Source organism: Deferribacter desulfuricans SSM1, assembly GCF_000010985.1.
GTDB classification, from domain to species: Bacteria; Chrysiogenota; Deferribacteres; order Deferribacterales; family Deferribacteraceae; genus Deferribacter; species Deferribacter desulfuricans.
Genome location: NC_013939.1, coordinates 1,905,675 through 1,926,157 on the forward strand (window position 1 = coordinate 1,905,675; position 20,483 = coordinate 1,926,157).

At 33.6% G+C, this 20,483-nt stretch carries 24 protein-coding genes, 4 tRNA genes and 1 other RNA gene; 2 read left to right on the forward strand and 27 right to left on the reverse strand.

Going from position 1 to position 20,483, the window contains the following annotated elements; genetic code table 11:
* Positions 1-133 precede the first annotated feature (133 nt).
* From ssrA to DEFDS_RS09590, 25 genes are all read right to left on the reverse strand, one after another.
* Positions 134-480, reverse strand: a transfer-messenger RNA (tmRNA) gene (gene ssrA, locus DEFDS_RS12855).
* Positions 481-521: 41 nt separating this feature from the next.
* Positions 522-977, reverse strand: a complete 456-nt coding sequence (gene smpB, locus DEFDS_RS09475) for an SsrA-binding protein SmpB (RefSeq protein WP_013008579.1) — start codon at positions 975-977, stop codon at positions 522-524.
* A gap of 74 nt (positions 978-1,051) precedes the next feature.
* Positions 1,052-1,126, reverse strand: a tRNA-Asp gene (locus DEFDS_RS09480).
* Positions 1,127-1,132: 6 nt separating this feature from the next.
* Positions 1,133-1,205 (reverse strand) — tRNA-Val (locus DEFDS_RS09485).
* A 7-nt stretch (positions 1,206-1,212) separates the two neighbouring features.
* Positions 1,213-1,287 (reverse strand) — tRNA-Glu (locus DEFDS_RS09490).
* 5 nt (positions 1,288-1,292) lie between these two features.
* Positions 1,293-1,368, reverse strand: a tRNA-Lys gene (locus DEFDS_RS09495).
* 83 nt (positions 1,369-1,451) lie between these two features.
* Positions 1,452-1,634 carry a hypothetical protein gene (locus DEFDS_RS13065; RefSeq protein ID WP_041223719.1) on the reverse strand — a complete coding sequence of 61 codons (183 nt, stop codon included), beginning with the start codon at positions 1,632-1,634 and terminating at the stop codon, positions 1,452-1,454.
* Positions 1,624-1,923: an MTH1187 family thiamine-binding protein gene (locus DEFDS_RS09505; protein ID WP_013008580.1), complete on the reverse strand. Its 300-nt coding sequence runs from the start codon at positions 1,921-1,923 to the stop codon at positions 1,624-1,626. Before DEFDS_RS09505 ends, DEFDS_RS13065 begins: the two co-directional genes overlap by 11 nt.
* Positions 1,924-1,940: 17 nt before the next feature.
* Positions 1,941-2,636 (reverse strand): tRNA1(Val) (adenine(37)-N6)-methyltransferase, encoded by a 696-nt coding sequence (locus DEFDS_RS09510; protein WP_013008581.1) that lies wholly within the window; start codon positions 2,634-2,636, stop codon positions 1,941-1,943.
* A 30-nt stretch (positions 2,637-2,666) separates the two neighbouring features.
* Positions 2,667-3,083, reverse strand: a complete 417-nt coding sequence (locus tag DEFDS_RS09515) for a F0F1 ATP synthase subunit epsilon (protein WP_013008582.1) — start codon at positions 3,081-3,083, stop codon at positions 2,667-2,669.
* Between the two features lie 2 nt (positions 3,084-3,085).
* Complete coding sequence (gene atpD, locus DEFDS_RS09520) at positions 3,086-4,492, reverse strand: F0F1 ATP synthase subunit beta (RefSeq protein WP_013008583.1); 1,407 nt, start codon at positions 4,490-4,492, stop codon at positions 3,086-3,088.
* Positions 4,493-4,513: 21 nt separating this feature from the next.
* A complete protein-coding gene (gene atpG, locus DEFDS_RS09525; protein WP_013008584.1) occupies positions 4,514-5,371 on the reverse strand; it encodes an ATP synthase F1 subunit gamma in 858 nt (285 codons plus the stop codon).
* 13 nt (positions 5,372-5,384) lie between these two features.
* Positions 5,385-6,893: a F0F1 ATP synthase subunit alpha gene (gene atpA / locus DEFDS_RS09530; protein ID WP_013008585.1), complete on the reverse strand. Its 1,509-nt coding sequence runs from the start codon at positions 6,891-6,893 to the stop codon at positions 5,385-5,387.
* Positions 6,894-6,917: 24 nt separating this feature from the next.
* A complete protein-coding gene (gene atpH, locus DEFDS_RS09535) occupies positions 6,918-7,460 on the reverse strand; it encodes an ATP synthase F1 subunit delta (RefSeq protein WP_013008586.1) in 543 nt (180 codons plus the stop codon).
* Entirely contained in the window at positions 7,457-8,014 is a 558-nt protein-coding gene (locus tag DEFDS_RS09540) for an ATP synthase F0 subunit B (protein ID WP_013008587.1), read from the reverse strand. Before DEFDS_RS09540 ends, atpH begins: the two co-directional genes overlap by 4 nt.
* A gap of 10 nt (positions 8,015-8,024) precedes the next feature.
* Positions 8,025-8,447 carry an ATP synthase F0 subunit B gene (locus DEFDS_RS09545; protein ID WP_013008588.1) on the reverse strand — a complete coding sequence of 141 codons (423 nt, stop codon included), beginning with the start codon at positions 8,445-8,447 and terminating at the stop codon, positions 8,025-8,027.
* A 123-nt stretch (positions 8,448-8,570) separates the two neighbouring features.
* Positions 8,571-9,725 (reverse strand): phosphoglycerate kinase, encoded by a 1,155-nt coding sequence (locus DEFDS_RS09550; protein ID WP_013008589.1) that lies wholly within the window; start codon positions 9,723-9,725, stop codon positions 8,571-8,573.
* Between the two features lie 67 nt (positions 9,726-9,792).
* Positions 9,793-10,791, reverse strand: coding sequence for a type I glyceraldehyde-3-phosphate dehydrogenase (gene gap, locus DEFDS_RS09555; protein ID WP_013008590.1), 999 nt, complete (start codon positions 10,789-10,791; stop codon positions 9,793-9,795).
* 10 nt (positions 10,792-10,801) lie between these two features.
* Complete coding sequence (locus DEFDS_RS09560; RefSeq protein ID WP_041223720.1) at positions 10,802-12,109, reverse strand: PAS domain-containing protein; 1,308 nt, start codon at positions 12,107-12,109, stop codon at positions 10,802-10,804.
* Positions 12,106-12,540: a ComF family protein gene (locus tag DEFDS_RS09565; protein ID WP_231841018.1), complete on the reverse strand. Its 435-nt coding sequence runs from the start codon at positions 12,538-12,540 to the stop codon at positions 12,106-12,108. The genes DEFDS_RS09560 and DEFDS_RS09565 overlap by 4 nt, the downstream gene beginning before the upstream one ends.
* 220 nt (positions 12,541-12,760) lie before the next feature.
* Positions 12,761-14,278: a 2,3-bisphosphoglycerate-independent phosphoglycerate mutase gene (gene gpmI / locus DEFDS_RS09570; RefSeq protein ID WP_013008593.1), complete on the reverse strand. Its 1,518-nt coding sequence runs from the start codon at positions 14,276-14,278 to the stop codon at positions 12,761-12,763.
* 3 nt (positions 14,279-14,281) lie between these two features.
* Positions 14,282-14,644, reverse strand: a complete 363-nt coding sequence (locus DEFDS_RS13145; RefSeq protein ID WP_013008594.1) for a TraR/DksA family transcriptional regulator — start codon at positions 14,642-14,644, stop codon at positions 14,282-14,284.
* 49 nt (positions 14,645-14,693) lie between these two features.
* On the reverse strand, positions 14,694-15,125 hold the full coding sequence (locus DEFDS_RS12725; protein ID WP_013008595.1) for a 23S rRNA (pseudouridine(1915)-N(3))-methyltransferase RlmH: 432 nt from the start codon (positions 15,123-15,125) through the stop codon (positions 14,694-14,696).
* 132 nt (positions 15,126-15,257) lie between these two features.
* A complete protein-coding gene (locus DEFDS_RS09585) occupies positions 15,258-15,899 on the reverse strand; it encodes a protein-L-isoaspartate(D-aspartate) O-methyltransferase (RefSeq protein WP_013008596.1) in 642 nt (213 codons plus the stop codon).
* Positions 15,889-17,058: a nicotinate phosphoribosyltransferase gene (locus DEFDS_RS09590; RefSeq protein ID WP_013008597.1), complete on the reverse strand. Its 1,170-nt coding sequence runs from the start codon at positions 17,056-17,058 to the stop codon at positions 15,889-15,891. The genes DEFDS_RS09585 and DEFDS_RS09590 overlap by 11 nt, the downstream gene beginning before the upstream one ends.
* Positions 17,059-17,401: 343 nt before the next feature.
* Here DEFDS_RS09590 and DEFDS_RS09595 point away from each other — a divergent pair, with 343 nt between their 5' ends.
* Positions 17,402-18,541 carry a glycosyltransferase gene (locus tag DEFDS_RS09595; protein WP_153801491.1) on the forward strand — a complete coding sequence of 380 codons (1,140 nt, stop codon included), beginning with the start codon at positions 17,402-17,404 and terminating at the stop codon, positions 18,539-18,541.
* A gap of 11 nt (positions 18,542-18,552) precedes the next feature.
* The gene (locus tag DEFDS_RS09600; RefSeq protein WP_013008599.1) at positions 18,553-19,488 is read left to right on the forward strand and encodes a glycoside hydrolase family 130 protein; all 936 of its coding nucleotides are present in this window, start codon (positions 18,553-18,555) and stop codon (positions 19,486-19,488) included.
* On the opposite strand, the gene DEFDS_RS09605 is transcribed toward DEFDS_RS09600, so the two are convergent.
* The gene (locus DEFDS_RS09605) at positions 19,485-20,201 is read right to left on the reverse strand and encodes a Rossmann-like domain-containing protein (RefSeq protein ID WP_013008600.1); all 717 of its coding nucleotides are present in this window, start codon (positions 20,199-20,201) and stop codon (positions 19,485-19,487) included. The two genes, DEFDS_RS09600 and DEFDS_RS09605, sit on opposite strands and share 4 nt — an antisense overlap.
* Entirely contained in the window at positions 20,198-20,482 is a 285-nt protein-coding gene (gene hisE, locus DEFDS_RS09610; protein WP_013008601.1) for a phosphoribosyl-ATP diphosphatase, read from the reverse strand. The genes DEFDS_RS09605 and hisE overlap by 4 nt, the downstream gene beginning before the upstream one ends.
* Position 20,483 lies beyond the last annotated feature (1 nt).

Genomic DNA, 20,483 nt, shown 5'->3' on the forward strand with positions numbered 1-20,483 from the left:
AAAGATGAAACATTGGGATTATTTTTTAGCAGTATTGAAAAATAAACGGGCTGAAAAATACTTAAATGAATATAACTCATGTTCACAATTAGGAAACAATCTTTTTAGAATATTGTCAGAATCCAGACATCAATTATGGAGGCGGCGGGAATCGAACCCGCGTCCGAGGAAACTTCGGCTTAAGGCGCTACATGCTTAGCCTATGTTTTTTTAGTCCTGCTGGCGACCCCATAGGCAGGGTATCCAGCAGCAAGCCTCTAAAATCTCGCCTACTGCTTAGAGGCGTCACAGTAGGCAAAGCCTGCTAAATTGGCGCCCAGCCTGAAGCCGCAGGCAAGCCTCAGGTGGACGTCGCTGTCTAATTAAGCAGCGAGTGCAAGTTCGTCGTTTGCAACTATTTTTGTCTGGTTGTTTTACGAGGCACCAGACCTCGGCATGCTCCTTAAGCCTACGATTTCCCCGTCGAAACCTTTCGCCCCCTTATACTTATAATGTTATTAACATAATTGATTTTATCAAGTCTATTTTATCTTGTACTTATTTTTTAATGTTCTTGATATTTCTCTATCTAAATCTTTCTTCTTAATCGCTTCTCTTTTATCATGCAATTTTTTCCCTTTTGCTAAAGCAACTTCAACCTTAACAAGGTTATTTTTTAAATATACCCTCAAGGGTACTAATGTTAACCCTTTTTCTTGAACTTTTCCAGCCAATCTCTCAATTTCTCTTTTGTGTAATAATAATTTCCTTGTACGAGTTGGATCATGGTTCATAATATTACCTTGTTCATAAGGGGATATATGACAATTTAACAAAAATGCTTCACCATTACTAATTCTAATAAAAGAATCTCTTAAATTTATTCTACCATTCTTAGCAGATTTAACCTCTGTCCCTTTGAGTACAATACCAGCCTCATATTTCTCTAATATTTCATAATCATGATAAGCTTTTTTATTTGTAGCTAACACTTTCATATGTATAATAATACCCTTTTGAAATAAATTGTAAATAAAAAAAGCCATCTCGTTATTTCGAGATGGCTTTTAAACGGGGACGACGAGACTCGAACTCGCGACCTCCGGCTCGACAGGCCGGCGTTCTAACCAAACTGAACTACGCCCCCTGAAAATGGGCGGTGCAGGGATCGAACCTACGACCCCCGGCTTGTAAGGCCGGTGCTCTCCCAGCTGAGCTAACCGCCCATATTCACGTCCCCAGGGGGATTTGAACCCCCGTTACCGGCTCGAAAGGCCGGTGTCCTAGGCCAGGCTAGACGATGGGGACATTAATGGTGAGCCGTGCAGGCTTCGAACCTGCGACCCACTGCTTAAAAGGCAGTTGCTCTACCTACTGAGCTAACGGCTCACTCTCAACATCAGCTATCTCGCTGACGGGATTTAGCTTATAACAAAACAATAAAATAAAGTCAACAAATTTTTTCATCTTTTTTAAATTTTTTTATGCTTTGGAGTAAAATACAAACAATCTATTCCTGAACTTTTTTTCACTTCAAACATAGGTAAAACTTTAGATTTAAACCCTATTTTTTTACAACCATATGGATGCATTTTATCCCATGTAATAAAAAAATTTTTACAACTATAACAGGAAATCTTACCTTTATTTTTCAATTTTACTCATTACAGATTCTACTTTTTTATCAAGTCCTGACTTTCTATCTCTTCTATAATCAATCTTAATCGAGATTGATATTCTATTACAGTCCTTTAATTCTTCTACTGCATCAGCTACAACATTCAAAACCTCTTTCAAATTTTCACCTTCAACAATTGTACCCATTGGAGTTAGTTGCCAATTAAAACCACTCTCTTTAATTTTTTTAACTACTCTTGCTACATATTTTGAAACACTCTCTTCTTTACCTATCGGTGTAGCAGAAAAAAATACCATAGCACTCATATGCCACCTCTTATATTTTATTCTTTCAGCAGCATCTCAAATTCTTTGCTATTTTGAAATATAGGTGGTTCTATTTTAAGTTCAACCCCTGCATCTTTAATAAATTCAATAAAAACGATTTTAGCTGACGATTTTTCATTAGGATGAAGAAACTGAATTCTTTTAGGCTCCAATCCATATTTCCTACCAAGATATATTGGTGTTACAAACAGATCTGCATCATAGCATATATAGAAATATCCCCTATTTTTAATGACACCTCTAACATAACTAAACAATTTATCAATTGGCATGAGATCATCAAATCTAGCTTGATTCTCGATATCGCTTTTACATATTCTTCCTTTTTTTCTATTACGATAAGGTGGATTACATATTACTAAATCATACATCCTATCAGGTTTAAATCTGAATATATCATTATTGTGTGGATAAATTTTATTTTCATATCTATTCATTTTTATTGTTTCAACTAAACATTCGTACATTACTTTATCAATCTCAACGGCATCAATACAATCTATATTAAACTGTTTAGCTAGCAATACAGAAAGTACACCACTTCCACTACCGATATCTAATGCATTTTTAAATATTTTGTTCTTATTAATAAATCTAAATAATAATGGAGAATCAACTGAAAATCTGAAACCATTTTTTGGCTGGACTATAAAAATATCTTTATAGATGATTGAATCTACAGTTTTATCCATATAAATAAAAAAAGCGGCTTAAAAAGCCGCTTATCTTTTATATCTCTCAGCTACAGAAACCCTTAGCAATTCTCTTTGTAATTGAGCTTCCACTTTTCTAAACTTAATTTCATCCTCTTTTCTAGCAGCTTCCAACGCTTTTTCAGCTTCCAGCTTTCTCCTGATAGCTTCTTCTAAGTCAATTTCTCTACCAAGTTCTGCACTTTCAGCCAACACAGTTACAACATCATCAGATACTTCTAAAAATCCTCTATCCAGTGCAACATACTCCTCATTACCATCCTTTTTATATATAAGCTCACCAACACGTAAAGCAGTTAAAAATGGTGTATGCCCTGGTAAAATTCCAAAATCACCTTCTACACCAGGAGCAATCACCTCATCAACTTCATCATTTAATAGTTCACGCTCTGGTGACACTAATATAAAGCGAAGTTTTTCAGCCATCATTATCCTCTTTTCTTAAGTTGCTCAGCCTTTTCGTATACCTCTTCTATTCCACCTACCATGTAAAATGCCTGTTCTGGTAGATCATCACATTTACCTTCGAGAATCTCTTTAAAACCTCTTATGGTATCTTTCAATGGTACATATTTACCAGGCATACCAGTAAACTGCTCAGCAACATGGAATGGCTGTGAAAGGAATCTCTGAATCTTCCTTGCTCTAGCAACTATCAATTTATCCTCTTCTGACAATTCTTCCATACCAAGAATAGCAATAATATCCTGCAACTCTTTATATCTTTGCAATACTGCCTGAACACCTCTTGCTACAGAATAATGCTCCTCACCAACTATATTTGGGTCAAGAATCCTTGAAGTAGAATCAAGAGGATCCACAGCAGGATAAATACCAAGCTCTGCAATCTGACGGGATAATACTGTTGTTGCATCTAAGTGAGCAAATGTTGTAGCAGGAGCTGGGTCTGTCAAGTCGTCCGCAGGAACGTAAACAGCCTGAACTGATGTAATAGAACCTTTCTTCGTTGATGTAATCCTTTCTTGGAGCTCACCCATTTCAGTACCAAGTGTAGGCTGATAACCAACCGCAGATGGCATACGACCAAGCAACGCAGAAACCTCAGAACCAGCCTGAGAAAATCTGAATATATTATCAACAAAGAGCAACACGTCTTGACCTTCAACATCCCTAAAATACTCAGCAATGGTAAGACCTGTAAGACCTACCCTCATCCTTGCGCCAGGTGGCTCATTCATCTGACCATAAATAAGAGCAACTTTATCTAAAACCCCTGCTTCTTGCATTTCTAGCCAGAGGTCATTACCTTCCCTTGTCCTTTCACCAACACCACAGAAAACAGAGTAACCACCATGCTGTTTAGCAATATTGTTAATCAATTCCATAATAAGAACTGTTTTACCAACACCAGCACCACCAAATAATCCTGTTTTACCACCTTTAGTATATGGCTCTAACAAATCTATTACTTTAATACCAGTTTCCAAAATCTCATAACCAGTTTCTTGATCTTCAAGTTTTGGAGCAGGTCTATGAATTGGCCAGTAATCATCAGCTTGAACTTCCCCACGCTCATCAACTGGCTCACCAACAACATTTAAAATTCTTCCGAGAGCACCTTTTCCTACTGGCGCTGCTATTGGTCTACCAGTATCAACAGCATCCATCCCCCTAACAAGACCATCTGTAGATGTCATAGCAACTGTTCTAACTGTGTTTTCACCTAAATGCTGCTCAACCTCACAAATTATTACACGATCATGAGCCTTATCTTCAATTTTAATTGCGTTATAAATTTCAGGTAATTGTCCTGATTCAAATTTTACGTCAACAACAGGACCAATTATTTGTACAATCTTACCTACATTTGCCATTATATACACCCCATTTATTCATTATTTTAAAGCTTCTGCACCATTTACTATATCTAAAATTTCTTTTGTAATTGCAGCCTGACGGGCTTTGTTAAAGCTAAGAACAAGCTTATCTATGAGTTCACCAGCATTTCTTGTAGCATTATCCATTGCAGCCATTCTCGCACCATGCTCACCTGCTGTGGACTCAAGCAAAGCTCTAAATATTGTAAAATTAATATATTTTGGCATAATATTATTTAAAAGAATATCTGGTTTTGGTTCATATAAATAATCTATCAAAACTTCATCTTCAGTTTTTTCAAAAACAAGAGGTAATATCTTTACAACTCTTGGAACATGATAAACTATAGATTTAAATTCGTTATATAAGATATATACCTCATCAAACTTTTCTTCTAAAAAGTTATTAACTATGGTCTCACCAATTTTTACAGCATCATCAAATGTAACTCTTCCCCCAAAGCTGGTATATTTCTCTAAAATATCAACATCCCTTTTTCTGAAGAAGTCATAACCCCTTCTTCCAACACATATAAGCTTAACTTCTTTATCTTGATTCTCTTCAATAAATTTATTTGCAGCTTTTATGACATTTGCATTAAAGGCACCACAAAGCCCTCTATCTGATGTAAACATCACAAGACATACAGAATTCACATTCTCTTTAGCTTTAAGGAAAGGGTGTAGCTCAGGATTCACCCTTTTCCCTATTGATGTAACAACATCATATATTTTGTTTGCATATGGTCTCGCAGCTTCCATAGCTTCTTGAGCTCTTCTCAATTTTGCTGCAGAAACCATTTTCATAGCTTTAGTTATTTTTTGTGTACTTTTAACCGAAGCAATTTTCCTTTTAATATCCCTCATCCCGGGCATTATAATCTCCTAATTAAGCATTAAACTGCTTTTTAAATTCTTCAACAGCAGCTTTCATTTTATTAGTTAAATCATCATCTAAAGCTTTTTTAGTCCTTATATCTTCTAAAATATCAGGTTTATTTGTTTTCACATAATTTGTAAATTCTTTTTCAAATCTCTGGATACTTTTTGTTGGGATATCATCTAAATAACCATTTACACCTGTAAATATGATAAGTACCTGCTCTTCTACTGGAACTGGCTGATACTGACCTTGCTTTAATATCTCAACAAGCTTTTCACCTCTGTTTAACTGTGCTCTAGTAGCTGCATCAAGGTCACTACCAAACTGAGCAAAAGCAGCAAGCTCTCTATACTGAGCAAGATCAAGTCTTAATCTACCAGCAACCTGTTTCATAGCTTTTATTTGAGCAGAACCACCAACCCTTGATACTGAAAGACCAACGTTAACCGCCGGTCTGATACCAGCATAAAATAAATCTGTTTCTAGGTATATCTGACCATCAGTAATTGAAATAACGTTTGTTGGAATATATGCAGAAACGTCACCAGCTTGTGTTTCAATAATAGGCAGAGCTGTTAAAGAACCAGCCCCGTTTTCATCATTAAATTTTGCTGCTCTTTCAAGAAGCCTTGAGTGTAAGTAAAAAACATCACCAGGATAAGCTTCCCTACCAGGAGGTCTTCTAAGCAACAAAGACATCTGCCTGTAAGCAGTAGCATGTTTTGACAAGTCATCATATATCAAAAGTGCATGCTGACCTCTATCTCTAAAATATTCACCCATTGTACAACCAGCAAAAGGAGCAATAAACTGTAGTGGCGCAGGGTCACTGGCTGTAGCAGCAACAATTATAGTATAATCCATAGCTCCATGTTTTTCTAATGTATCAACCACCCTTGCAACAGTTGATCTTTTTTGACCAATAGCCACATAAACACAAATAACATTTTGTCCTTTTTGATTTATAATAGTATCAATAGCAACAGCTGTTTTACCAGTTTGTCTGTCACCAATAATTAATTCCCTCTGCCCTCTACCTATAGGTATCATAGAGTCAATCGCTTTGATACCTGTTTGCAAAGGCTCGTGAACAGGCTTCCTTTTAACAATACCAGGAGCAATCTTTTCAATAACATCGTACTCTTTCGCATCGATAGGACCTTTACCGTCAATAGGCTGCCCTAGAGGGTTAACTACCCTTCCAACTAGCTCTGGCCCAACTGGTACCGATGCAATTCTACCAGTCCTTTTAACAATATCACCCTCTTTAATATGCTCGTATTCCCCCATGATAACAATACCAACGTTATCCTCTTCAAGGTTAAACACAATACCATATACTCCACCTGAAAGCTCAACAAGCTCCCCAGCCATTGCATTATCAAGACCATATACTTTCGCAATACCATCACCGGCACTTAAAACCGTACCGATCTCCTCCATCTCGGCTTTTTGCTCAAAGTTCTCAATCTGTTCTTTGATAATTTTACTTATCTCTTCAGCTCTTATCTGCATATAGCTTAACTCCTTCTTATTAATTTATATTTTTAACAATACATCTTTTAATCTTTTAAGTTGTCCTGCTATACTTACATCATACAAATCGCTTTTCACCTGAGCAATAAAACCACCCAAAATATCTTTTTCCACCTCAATATTCAGATTAACCTTTTTAGCTGTAACCCTCTCAAGTGCACTTTTTATTTCGTTCTTTATCCTATCATCATATTCATCTGCCACCTTAACATAGGCATCAACTTCACCTTTTTCTTCCATCAACAAGTATCTATAATAAGAATAAATCTCCACCAAAAGATTTAACCTGCCTTTTTCGATTAATATCATCATAAAATTGTAAAGGGCCTCAGAAATCTTACCATCATCAAAAAGTTTTTTAAATACTTTCTCTTTATCCTCTTTTTTGATTAACGGATTTTTTACAAACTGTTTAAAATCTTCAGATGTTTCAAATAATTCTACCAACCCTTTCAATTCATCTAAAACGGTATCTATAATCCCTTTCTCTTTTGCATAATCGAAAAGAGCACTAGCATATCTTTTAGCAACAGCCGTAACTATCAATTTTGCACCTCTAACATCTTAATATATTTTTCAGCTATTTTCTCTTTTGTTTCTTTATCTAATGTACTATTTAGCCTTTCCTCAGCCAATTTTATTGCCAAATCAACAGTCAACGCTTTCAGCTCCTCTTTAGCCTTAACCACCTCAGATTCGATAAGGTTTTCTGCAAACTTCTTTAATTTTTCAATATTTTTCTCAGCATCTTCCAATATCAACTCTTTCTCTTTTTCTACAGCATCCATAGCTCTTTTCTTCATCTCCTCGAGCTCTTTTTCCATTGAAGAAAGTTTACTTTTATAATTATTTAACTCTTTTTCTGCCTCAGCTTTAGCTCTTTCTGCTTCTTCTATCGCCTTTTTAATTTCATCTGTTCTGTTAACCAAAAGATTCTTGACTGGATTCTTTAATAGCTTAATTAATATAAAAGCAAATACTATAAAAGTAATAAATCTCCAGGTAAAATCCTTTACTAAATTAACCCCATGTTCACCTTCATTTGCATAAACTAAGGTTGTAATTAATATAAAATTCAGTACAAAAAATAACCTCTTCACAAAAATCCTCCTAAGCAACCTTAATAATCTTATCCAATATCATTTCAGAAAGTTTCTTAGCTTCAGCTTCAAGCTCTACTTTAGCCTTCTCTTTTTCTATCTCAATCTGCTTTCTTGCATCTTCAACTTTTTTATCCAATTCACTTTTTACTTTTGAAACCTTTTCTGTTGCTTCGTTTATAGCTTCCTGCCTAATTTTATTCTGATATTCAGAAATCTCTTTTTTTACATTCAACATTTTTTCTTCATATTCACTTTTGAGTCTTTCAACCTCTTTAAGCATCTCTGCTGCACTTTTTTGCAACTCCTTTATTCTAGAATCCCTTCTTTCAATCGTACCAATAACGGGATCATAAATAAGTTTTTTACCAATGATAAGAATCAGTAAGAAGTTGATAACCTGCAAAAACAGTGTAAAATCTAAATTTATCATTTTCCCTCCCGATCAAGCTTCTAAAAAGATTGTATACTGTACACAATAACTAAATGTTTTGAAACTCATACCAAAACAATCATATATTGTCAACGATTTTTTTTACTAATATAAAACAATATTTTATGATTTTAGCGCTTCTATACCCGGTAAGCTTCCATATTCAATATATTCAAGAGAAGCTCCTCCACCCGTAGATATATGATCAATCTTATCAGCACAACCAGCTTTTTTAACAGCACTTACAGAATCACCACCTCCGACTACCGTTGTAGCATCAATCTCAGCAAGTATTTTGGCAATACTGAATGTCCCTTCAGAAAATTGTGATTTTTCAAAAACACCCATTGGGCCATTCCATAACACTGTTTTACTAACCTCAAGAACTTCTCTATATTTCAATATTGTTTTTTTACCTATATCCAATCCCATTTTATTCTCTGGAATTTCAATATTATCTATATATTCTGGCTCCCCATCTAAACTATCAGACACAATATGATCTAAAGGTAAATAAATAGAAACACCTCTTTCTTTCGCTTTATCTAAGATCTCATTTGCAACCTCAAGGTAATCATCCTCAACCAATGAGTTCCCCACATTATAACCCATACTCTTTAAGAAAGTATATGCCATAGCACCACCAATAAGTATATTATCAACTAAAGCTAAAAGGCTTCTTAAAACACCTATTTTATCACTTACTTTAGCTCCACCGATAATTGTTGTAAAAGGTCTTTCAGGTGATTTTAATAGCTTTTCAAAATATCTTACCTCTTTCTCTATTAAGAATCCTGCACATTTTTCATCAACACTTTTAGGTAAACCATAAACTGAAGCATGTTTCCTATGACAAGTACCAAAAGCATCATTAACATAAATATCTGTAAACTTTCTTAGTTCATTAATAAAAACTTCATCATTTTTCTCTTCACCTTTGTAAAATCTAAGGTTTTCAAGTAAAACTATATCACCGCTTTCCATTTTTTCTACGTAATTAATAACCTTTTCACCAATACAATCATCAATAAAAGGGATACCCAAATACTCGGCAACAGGTTTTAGTGAAAATTCAGACTTTCTCTCCCCTTTAGGTCTACCAAGGTGGCTTGCTAATATAACCTTTCCCCCACGCTCTTTTATATAATTTACAGTTGGTAACGCCTCTTTAACTCTTGTATCATCTTGAATCACACCATCTTTAATGGGCACATTAAAATCCACACGTAAAAATACCTTTTGACCTTCAAAATCCATATCTTTTACGTTCTTAACCATTTTAACTCCCTCCGTAAGAAAATTAATGTAACAATAAAAAAAGGGGCAAGCGCCCCTTTTTGCATTCTTATAGCAACTTAGTTACTAACTCCGCAATCCTGTTAGAATAACCCCACTCATTATCATACCAGCTAAACACTTTAACACAATTCCCTTCAACAACCTTGGTTAGTTTAGAGTCAAAAATGCTTGAATGTGGGTTACCATTAAAATCTATAGATACTAACTCATCTTCCACATATTGTAACACACCTTTCATTTCCCCTTCTGCTGCTTTCTTAATAGCATTGTTAACTTCTTGGACAGTCACATCTTTGCTTAGTTCACATGTCAAATCAACGATGGAAACATTTGGGGTTGGGACTCTAATTGCAAGTCCATCGAGTTTACCTTTTAATTCTGGCAATACTAACCCTACTGCCTTTGCAGCACCAGTGGAAGTAGGAATCATAGATACTGCAGCCGCTCTTGCCCTTCTTAAATCCTTATGAGGTAAATCGAGTATTCTCTGGTCATTTGTATAAGAGTGAACTGTAGTCATAACACCTTTCACTATACCAAAATTATCATTTAAAACCTTTGCTACAGGTGCTAAACAGTTAGTGGTACATGAAGCATTAGAAATAATATGGTGTTTCTCTTTGTCATATTTATCAAAATTAACACCCAAAACAACGGTAATATCAGGATTTTCTGCAGGTGCAGATATAACTACCTTTTTAGCTCCAGCTTCTAAATGTTTTGATGCTTGTTCCCTTTTTCTAAATAAACCTGTAGATTCAATAACCACATCAACATCAAGCTCTTTCCAAGGAAGATTTGCAGGATCCTTTTCAGCATAAACTTTTATCTTTTTACCATTAACAACCAAATAATCATCTTCTGCATACACATCAAAATCAAACTGTCCGTGAACAGAATCCCACTTTAATAAATGGGCTAATGTGGCAGCATCCGTCAAATCATTGATTGCTACAAATTCGATATCAAGTCCTTTTTGCAATGCAGCTCTGAAAGAGCAACGCCCAATCCTACCAAAACCATTAATCGCAACTTTAACCGCCATCCTATTCCTCCTATATTTCAAGTTTTTCTTTGATTAATTCAATCTGAGTACTTATAAATTCAAGAATCTTATCGTACTCATCTTTTTTAAAATCACCCCTTTTTGTAATCATATTATACAATCTGTCAATACTATATATTGTTTTTTTATACATTTCTTTTTCAGTTTGCTTACTATCCTCTAATTTCTTATTTAATCTATCAACTAATTGCGTCAACTGTGAAATTTTATATTTTAGTTCACTATTTTCTTTTCTTAATGCTAAAACTTCACCCGCTCTTGTTTCGTTTATAACTTTTTCAAAAACTGCTATTAACTTTTTATGCTTATTAGAGAGTTTTTCATATTCATTTAAAAGTTCATCATACTCTTTTTTTAATTTTGAAACTTCATTTAAAGCAGACACTCTATCTTTAGAAATCTTTTTAACTTTATATTGTGTATTTTTTAGATCTTCATAAAGCCTATACTGTTTTGTAACATCATGTAGTATTTCACCTACTTCAACTATATCGCCACTTTCATCAATAATTGGAAACATTATATGCTCAAACCAATAATCTTCATTTTGAATTTTAACATTTATATTTTGGACAAACTGTTCATTTTCATTAATAACCGAATCAAGCTTACACCAAGGACAAGGCTCATCGAAATTAAAAATAGTTTTATAACATTTACTACCAATAAATTTTGGTAACGAATCAACCCCAGTTAACTCTCCAAGTGCTTTATTAACATTATTTAGTTCATACTCTTTATTTAGTGAAAAAAGCGGAAATTTTATACCATCAATCAGTTTTAACATCTTAGAGCGACTGTTCCTTAAAACATTTACGCTCTCCTCTAAACCTTCGATTTGTATCTTATAATCATCGATTAAACTCTCTAATTCTTCAATCTTTTTATCAAATTTGCTAACAGTACTTTCACATTCATCAAGCTCATCTCTTAACATTTCAATCTCTAATTCATAATTATTTTCAGAACACTTCATTTTAAGAAATAAATCGATAAACTTACTTAGTAATTTGTAGTAATACTCATTTATGCAATCGATTCTCAAAATAATAACACCTACCATACACTCATTTGTAAGTTTGTAGATAAAAATACATTTTCTTTTACTTTTACCTTTGATTAAAGAAGGGTTTTTAATCTCAATATTTTCAAAATATTTTTGCAATTTTTCAGAATTAACTTGCTTTTTTACAGAATCTTTTTTGATGTACCAACAATCTTTCTTTTCAAAATCAACATAAAAAAAACTTTTACCCAACGATTCAGCTAATTCTTGTAAAATATCCAATCTTTTCATATAGGTTTCCCTTTTGTGAGGCAAAACACATCCACTTTTTTTGCACCATTTTTTAATAAAACTTTAGAACATTCATTTATTGTGGCACCTGTAGTCATTATATCATCAACTAGTAATATTTTCAAACCTTTTAAATTTGCTTTAGCTTTAAAAGCTCCAGAGATATTTTTTATCCTTTCATGCTTTTTGCATCTCCATTGGTATTTTGTATTCTTTACTCTTTTTAATAACAACTTATATTTTATACCATATTTTTTAGATAAAATTTTTGAGATTAAATATGCAGGTTGTATAATGCGTCTAAATTTACGAGTGAAATGTGCAGGAACAGGTGTGATATAGTCATAGTCTCCAGGTATATCAACATTACTCAGCAAAAACTCAAAAACACTTTTATACTTTAAACCATAATGAAACTTCACATACTTCATGAAGTTACGCATAACACTATTGTACCAGTAAACAATGTACATTTGTTCATAATATTTTTGACTTAAACAGTTTTTACAAAATTTGGATTCTACTTCTAAAGGATAACCACAGGAATTACATCTAAAGACAATCTGTTCAAAAGAGTTAAAGCACCTATTGCACAAAATATCTCTAAAATTTATTTGACAACCACATACCAAACACTCAGCATAAAATATTTCATTTAGCAATTAGCGATTCACCTGTCATCTCGTTAGGTTTATCAATGTTTAATATTTCAAGCATTGTTGGTGCTATATCTGCAAGTTTCCCCATCCCATCTTTCAATTTACAATCATAATTATATATAATAAATGGAACAGGATTAAGTGTATGAGCAGTATGAGGTTGGTTATTCTCATAATCCCACATCTGCTCCGAATTGCCATGATCTGCTGTAACCAATAAAACAGCACCTAATTCATCAGCAATTTTAACCACCCTGCCCAACGCTTCATCAACAGCTTTACATGCTTTTATAGCTGCATCCAACACTCCAGTATGTCCAACCATATCAGGATTAGCAAAATTCATTATAACAACATCTATATTTTCATTTGTAACTTTTTCTTCAAATCTATCAACAACCTCAAAAACAGACATTTCAGGTTTTTGATCATAAGTAGCTACTTCTTTAGGGGAAGGGACTAATATCCTCTCTTCACCTTCAAAAACAAGCTCTCTACCACCATTGAAGAAAAATGTTACATGGGCATATTTTTCAGTTTCGGCAATCCTAAGCTGTCTAAGCCCCTTTTTACTAATTACTTCTCCAAAAATATTTTTAAGATTTTCAGGAGGGAAAGCAACTGGCACATTAAAATCTTTCTGATATTCTGTCATAGTTATAAATTCTACATCAGGCTTACTACCTCTATCAAAATACTCAAACTCTTCATCAATAAAAGCTCTCGTCAGTTCCCTTGCTCTATCAGCTCTAAAATTAAAGAAAAATATACCATCACCATCTTTTACAATACCATTTTTATCAACTACCGTTGGGGTAATAAACTCATCAGTTTCCCCTCTATAGTATGCCTCAATAACTGCTTTTTCTGGATCATCAAAAAACAGCCCTTCACCTTTTCTTATGGCATTAAAAGCTTTTTCAACTCTATCCCATCTCTTATCTCTATCCATTGCAAAATATCTACCGGAGATAGTAGCTATAACTCCATAATCGTTTTCGTTTAAAAATTTATTCAAATCTATTATATAATTAATCCCACTTTTTGGTGGTGTATCTCTACCATCCATAAAAGCATGTATATAAATTTCATTTACCCCTTTATTCTTAAAAAAACGAATCAAACCTTTTAATTGCTCTATATGACTATGAACACCTCCATCACTAACCAAACCAAAGAGATGAACACGATTATTTTTAGATTTAACATTATCTATAAAATCCAGAATATTACGGTTATCGTCCAATTCGTTATTTTCGATTGCCTTATTAATCCTAACGATATCTTGATATACTATTCTTCCTGCGCCTATATTCGTGTGACCAACCTCAGAATTACCCATTTGCCCTTTTGGTAAACCAACCCACTCCTCACTAGCATTCAAGAGTGTATGTGGGCAATTATTCCACAATTTTAGAAAATTTTCTGGATTAGAAAGTATTACTGCATTATTATCCTTATCCTCTCTATACCCCCAACCATCAAATATGAGTAAGATAAGCTTTTTCATAAACTACATCCTTATTAGCCCTTTTTTCTCCAATTCTGTTTTACACTCTGTGCAATACCTAGCAAATGGAACATACTCCAATCTTTTTTCCTCTATTTCTTCTTCACAACTAATACAAATACCATAAGTCCCATTTTCAATCCTTTTTAATGCATCTTCAACAAGCCTTAATTTAAGAGCATCCGTTTCCACTCTTCCTAACATCAAATTCCTATTATAAATTTTATAAGCTTCATCAGCTGAATCCAAACCATCCCCTTTACCAATATCAATAGCCTCAGCATATTTTTTCTGCAATTTATCTATCAACTCACTTCTCATTTTCAAAAGTTTCTCTTTGAAATAAGCCAACTTTTCTTTATCCATTTCTACCTCCAAGCCCTCAAGAAATAACTTGAGAGTTTTTATTCTATCTCTATTTATGATACGGATGCCCTTTATTTATCATAACACCTCTATAAATTTGCTCTGCCAAAACAAGCAAAGCATGCTCATGACAAAATGTCAACTTTGACAAAGAAAATAGTTCATTGCATTCTTTTTTCAAGTCATTTGGTAAACCATCTGCTCCGCCTATCAAAAATGCTATATCTTTAAATGTATTATCAAGATATTTTTTAGCAAATGTAACTGAATCCATCGTTTTCCCTTCTACATCTAAACCAACAAGATAACAATCTCTTGAAAACTGCTTATATTTGTTAATATCCTTTGATTCAACTCCAGAGCTTTTAAAATCGATTAGCTCTATATCGTGGTACACTTCAAGCCTCTTAAAATACTTTTTTAACAGCTCAATTAAATTTCTATCAGTTATTTTAGCGCCTATAATTATCTTTATCCGCATAAAAGTTGTTGTCTCTATAAACTATCAATATTCCAATGTCAACAATCTTTATATTTACTTACCTTTATTTCAGTTTGTTATGAAGGACTTTACTATTATTACAAAGAAGTTTATCGTCTTAACAATAAAAGCCTACTTAAACCCTTTTTTACCTCTCAAAGGGACAAATACACAGGCAGAATAATCCTCTGATACTATCTTACCTTCTTCTAGCTTTATATATCTTTTTAACCATTGAGTAAATCTATCCCCCTCAGGGACAACAAGGTATCCACCTACCTTTAATTGCTCAAAAAGCTCCTCAGGCACACTTTCTGTTGCAGCTGTAATAATTATTTTGTCATAAGGAGCATAATCTTTCAATCCAACACTGCCATCACCCAAAATAACGGTAACATTTTTTATACCTGCTTTTTTTAGATTGCTTTTAGCAAAATCCACAAGTTCAGGAATTATCTCTACTGTATAAACATGCTTACAAAGTCTTGAGGCAATTGCCGCTTGATAACCAGATCCAGTACCAATTTCAAGTAAAATATCGTCCTCATTTAAATCAAGCAGTTCTGTCATCTTTGCAACCATATAAGGCTGTGAAATAGTCTGTCCGTACCCGATAGGAAGCGGTGAATCATCATAGGCCCTATCTTTATATTCTTCTAAAACAAATAACTCTCTTGGAACATTTAAAAAAGCATCAAGAACCCTTTTATCCTTAACATCTCTACCTTGAAGCTGCTCTTTAACCATCAACATTCTTTTAAATTCAAACGACATACAACCCCTTTTTTATCTTATCAAACTGAGAAACTACACGATTTTTGATAGATTCAATATCCTCTTCCCACAAAATTTTCCCATTCTCCATTACCTTCTTAGTAATCATTACCATTCTGTTTCCACAATCACAAATAATTTCATCATCACTTTTTACACTAAACCTTTGATTTAAACAGTTTTCACACTGATACGCATATTTAAACCCAGACATTTTACCTTTTTTACTTAATGGCTTACCATCTATCTCAACAATATCCATTGAAAAGTCCATAACTTTTGCATTGGAAATGCTTGTACCAACTCCAAAACCATCAATCACAGATTTAAGCTCAATTATAGCTTTTTCATCAAGGCCACCACTAGCAAAAAGTTTTACATGATTAAAACCTCTTATATCAAGCTCCCATCTTATCTCTTCTGCAATTTTTTTCAAATTTCCTCTTCGAGAACCAGGTGTATCAAGCCTAATACCATAGAGTTTATCCTTTAAAAATTCTGCAACCCTCAAAGATTCAAATCTCTCGTCACCAAAAGTATCTATTAACGCAATTCTTCTTACATCCTCATCAACCACCGCATCATATAGTTTCATAGTTTCAAGGGTATCACCAACTTGAATTATCAAAGCATGGGGGATAGTTCCAGATGCTTTTTTCCCAATTAACTTTTCAGCAAAAACAACAGAAAAACCATCACATCCACCAATATATGCGTATTTATCAACCATACCAGAAATTGCAGGATGAACTCTTCTTGCACCGAAAGATAAAACAATTTTATCGCCAGCTGCTATTTTACATTTTGCAGCTTTTGTAGAAATCCCAGAAGAGTGACATAAAAATCCTAAAATAGCTGTCTCATATATACCAAAATCTAGATAATTCCCTATAATCGTCATTACTGGAGTATTTTCAAAAAAAATGTTCCCTTCTGGTATAGCATAAACATCAACAGGTTTATTTTCTAATAATTTTAACACATTAGTAAGACCAGCAAAAATACCAAACGGATACTCTTCAGGCATCCCTTTTTGAGCAACTTCCATGGTCACTCTTTTATTAATATTATTTTTCCTTAGCACTTCCTCAGTTCTTATAAAATACACATCCGTTGTAAGCCCTTTTAATATCTCCTCTTTTGTTGGTAGATCAAACATCACGCCCCTCTCATTAGCATTTTTTATAAATTGAGTTGCACAATAATAATAGCTTAAGCACCTCAGATTGCGTCGCTGATGCTCGCAATAACGGCATTTTAGAGTCATTGCGTGGCAACAAAAGTTGCCGACGCAATCTTAAAGCTACATTTATATCAAAAAATTGCTCCATTGTGCAACAGCCTCAAAATATATGTCTCATATAACCTGACTAACTCATTATATTATTAATTACATTGATCTACAAGTAAATTTATTCTTTTAACTGACTATTGATTTTTTAAAAACAGAAAATATCTTATTTACTGCTTATTGCCCAATGTAACTAAAAATGGAGGATAAAATGAGAATAGGTTTTATCTCATCTTATCCACCGGTGGAATGCGGAATAGCCACATATACACAGTATCTAACTGATGAGCTTAGAAAAAAAGGGGTTGATACATATATTGTATCCCATTATGGCTCTCAAGGAAAAAATGTTTTTCCTGCCTTTGATTATGATGATCCCGATTTTTCTGATAAATCTTTTTCCATGATGATGAGATTTACCCCAGATATAGTTCATATCCAGCATGAGTTTGGTTTATATAGTGGAAAGTTTGGGCTCAACATTATACCTTTAATCTTAAATTTTAGATTAATTGATATACCAGTAATTACTACATTACACACCGTGTATAAAGATATGCCCAAAGAGCATAAAATCATCACTGATGCAATAGTTAGAAACAGCATCAAAGTAATCGTCCATGAAAATTATCAAAAAGATACTTTATTAAATGTCATTGATAAAAGTTTTGAAGATAAAATTGCAGTTATTCCACACGGATCTAGAGTTATAAAAGAAATAGATAATGCTAAAAAAATCTTAAATTTGCCTGATAATTCTATAGTGTTAACTCAAATAGGTTATTTCAGGCCTTCAAAAAATTTTGAAACTACAATAGATATCTTTAACGAATTAGCTAATAAATACGAAAATATCCTATTAGTTATCGCAGGAAAAATCAGAGGTATAGAGCACAGAGAATATAGAGACATTATCTTCAAAAAAATAGAAGAATCACCGTTTAAAAATAGAATTTATCTCATCAGAGGTCAACTTTCACAATCCTCATTTGATACAGTAATTTCAGCTTCAGATATAATCATTTTGCCATATAAAATAAACTCACAAAGCGGGATACTTGCCCATTGTCTTGCCTTTGGAAAACCTGTTGTTTCAAGTGCCACACTTTCTATGGTACAAACTTTTGAAAAGTCCAAATCAGGTTTTGCTTGTAATACTCTTGAAGAATATATAGAAAAAACAGCTGCTTTGATCGAGGATGAAAGTTTAAGAAAATCTATGTCAATCAATGCAAAAATTTATGTAAAAAATGAAATATCATGGGATATAATTGCAAATAAGCATATTGAACTTTATAAAAAACTTACAAAAGTCAATATAAATTTAGATAATATAATAACTTTAGATTAAGGGGAGACATCATGGGCAGATTTGATATATTTGAAAGAGATAAAAATAACCCAATCATCACTAGAGATGATATTCCATACAGATGTAATACTGTGTTTAATGCTGCTGCAACTGAATTTAACGATGAAATTCTACTATTGTTGAGAGTTGAAGATATTGATGGACACAGTCATCTCACTTTGGCAAGATCAAAAGATGGTGTTAATTTTACTGTTGATGAAAGACCATGGATTACACCAAGTAACGATGAAGAATATGCAATTTACGAAATATATGGTGTCGAAGACCCAAGAATAACGAAAATAGATGATACATATTACATAACCTATGTGGCTTTTGGACCTTATGGACCAAGAGTAGGTATCGGTTATACTAAAGACTTTAAAGAGTTTACTAGAATTTGTTTTGCAACTGTTACTGATGACAAAGATGCAGTCCTATTTCCAGAAAAAATCAATGGAAAATATTATCTTATCAACAGGCCTGGTGGAATGGCAGGAGCTGGTGGTACTATATGGATTTCAGAGTCACCAGACCTGATTTATTGGGGAAATGCAAAAGCGATACTTTCTCCTGAACCTGGTTGGGGTAATTATAAGCTGGGAGCTTCAACTCCACCTATTTTGACTGAAAAAGGTTGGTTACTACTTTATCATGGAGTTAGGAAAACAGCTGGAGGAAATCTTTATAGAGTTGGAGCAATGCTTTTAGATCATGAAAAACCTTGGAAGTTAATAAGCTATACACCCCACTTTATATTTGCCCCTAGGGATTTTTATGAAAGGGTTGGAGATGTCCCAAATGTTGTATTCCCTTGTGGATGGATTCAAAAAGGTGATGAACTGTTAGTTTATTATGGAGCAGCAGATACTTCTATATGTTTAGCACGAACAACTGTTGATAAAATATTAGAAAACTGTACAGCAACACCTAAAATTTGTTTTTAAAGCGCTTGTAGCCATCTCTTTTCAATGAAGGGTTTTACCCCCTTCATCCCTGCACCTTTTGAAACAGCATCTATAATCCCATCACTTTTTACAAAACTACCAGCAATATTTGCAAATTTTGCAAGCTCATTAGATAAAGGTGTTGTTGGCCCCATCAAGATTTTTATAGATGAATCGTTACAATAACATAAAAAATCTTCTGTGGTTTTATTGACCAATGTCGTACCGGATATAATAACCACATCACAAGCTGGAAGATAAAACTTAGCCATATTTGGAGGTATAACACCTGGCAAATCTTTTAATTCAAAAATAAACAATTCATCCACGATATCTTTAATTTTTTCAATAACTGGTTTAAAAAATCCTACAATTGCAACCTTTTTATTATTAAAATCTATCCTTTCTAAAATATCATCATTATCACTTTCTCCATTATCAAGACACGAATTAATTGTAGCAAGGCCAATAGCTGATTCTAATATGTCAACACTGAAAAAAAGTCTTGCAATCTCTTTTGCTGGCTCACCTTTTAGATTTCTATTTAGGATATTACAACCACCCCCAATTTCATTTCTAAAGGTATAAGCGAGACCAATCCCTTCCTCAGTTTTCACAGCTACATAGCTTAAGCCTAGGACATAATCTAAGATGGTAAGATTTTCTAATTTATTTTCGACTTCTTCAAAAATAAGATGGCTCAAAAGCTTCACTTATGACGCCTCTCAAGCTCACTTAAAACATCTTCAAATTTTATATCTTTATACTCCAAAGTAACAAAAAAATGATATAATAAATCTGCAAACTCGCTTGTGATTCTCTCATCACTCTCTTTCAAATAAGCTTTTAAAAACTCTGCAAACTCCTCACCGAGTTTTTTTACAATCTTATTTTCACCAGCTTCAAAAAGTGAATTGGTGTAAGAGCCCTCTTTTGGATTTAACTTCCTATCTCTAATAGTTTTAACCAATTTCTCTAATATATTTAGATTCATT

Excerpts from the sequence above, each read along its gene's own strand:
- smpB (WP_013008579.1), bottom strand. The coding sequence starts at position 977 with ATGAAAGTGTTAGCTACAAATAAAAAAGCTTATCATGATTATGAAATA.
- DEFDS_RS09505 (WP_013008580.1), bottom strand. The coding sequence starts at position 1,923 with ATGAGTGCTATGGTATTTTTTTCTGCTACACCGATAGGTAAAGAAGAG.
- DEFDS_RS09510 (WP_013008581.1), bottom strand. The coding sequence starts at position 2,636 with ATGGATAAAACTGTAGATTCAATCATCTATAAAGATATTTTTATAGTC.
- DEFDS_RS09515 (WP_013008582.1), bottom strand. The coding sequence starts at position 3,083 with ATGGCTGAAAAACTTCGCTTTATATTAGTGTCACCAGAGCGTGAACTA.
- atpD (WP_013008583.1), bottom strand. The coding sequence starts at position 4,492 with ATGGCAAATGTAGGTAAGATTGTACAAATAATTGGTCCTGTTGTTGAC.
- atpG (WP_013008584.1), bottom strand. The coding sequence starts at position 5,371 with ATGCCCGGGATGAGGGATATTAAAAGGAAAATTGCTTCGGTTAAAAGT.
- atpA (WP_013008585.1), bottom strand. The coding sequence starts at position 6,893 with ATGCAGATAAGAGCTGAAGAGATAAGTAAAATTATCAAAGAACAGATT.
- DEFDS_RS09545 (WP_013008588.1), bottom strand. The coding sequence starts at position 8,447 with ATGATAAATTTAGATTTTACACTGTTTTTGCAGGTTATCAACTTCTTA.
- DEFDS_RS09550 (WP_013008589.1), bottom strand. The coding sequence starts at position 9,725 with ATGGTTAAGAACGTAAAAGATATGGATTTTGAAGGTCAAAAGGTATTT.
- gap (WP_013008590.1), bottom strand. The coding sequence starts at position 10,791 with ATGGCGGTTAAAGTTGCGATTAATGGTTTTGGTAGGATTGGGCGTTGC.
- DEFDS_RS09560 (WP_041223720.1), bottom strand. The coding sequence starts at position 12,109 with ATGAAAAGATTGGATATTTTACAAGAATTAGCTGAATCGTTGGGTAAA.
- DEFDS_RS09565 (WP_231841018.1), bottom strand. The coding sequence starts at position 12,540 with ATGAAGTATGTGAAGTTTCATTATGGTTTAAAGTATAAAAGTGTTTTT.
- gpmI (WP_013008593.1), bottom strand. The coding sequence starts at position 14,278 with ATGAAAAAGCTTATCTTACTCATATTTGATGGTTGGGGGTATAGAGAG.
- DEFDS_RS13145 (WP_013008594.1), bottom strand. The coding sequence starts at position 14,644 with ATGGATAAAGAAAAGTTGGCTTATTTCAAAGAGAAACTTTTGAAAATG.
- DEFDS_RS12725 (WP_013008595.1), bottom strand. The coding sequence starts at position 15,125 with ATGCGGATAAAGATAATTATAGGCGCTAAAATAACTGATAGAAATTTA.
- DEFDS_RS09585 (WP_013008596.1), bottom strand. The coding sequence starts at position 15,899 with ATGTCGTTTGAATTTAAAAGAATGTTGATGGTTAAAGAGCAGCTTCAA.
- DEFDS_RS09590 (WP_013008597.1), bottom strand. The coding sequence starts at position 17,058 with ATGTTTGATCTACCAACAAAAGAGGAGATATTAAAAGGGCTTACAACG.
- DEFDS_RS09595 (WP_153801491.1), top strand. The coding sequence starts at position 17,402 with ATGAGAATAGGTTTTATCTCATCTTATCCACCGGTGGAATGCGGAATA.
- DEFDS_RS09600 (WP_013008599.1), top strand. The coding sequence starts at position 18,553 with ATGGGCAGATTTGATATATTTGAAAGAGATAAAAATAACCCAATCATC.
- hisE (WP_013008601.1), bottom strand. The coding sequence starts at position 20,482 with ATGAATCTAAATATATTAGAGAAATTGGTTAAAACTATTAGAGATAGG.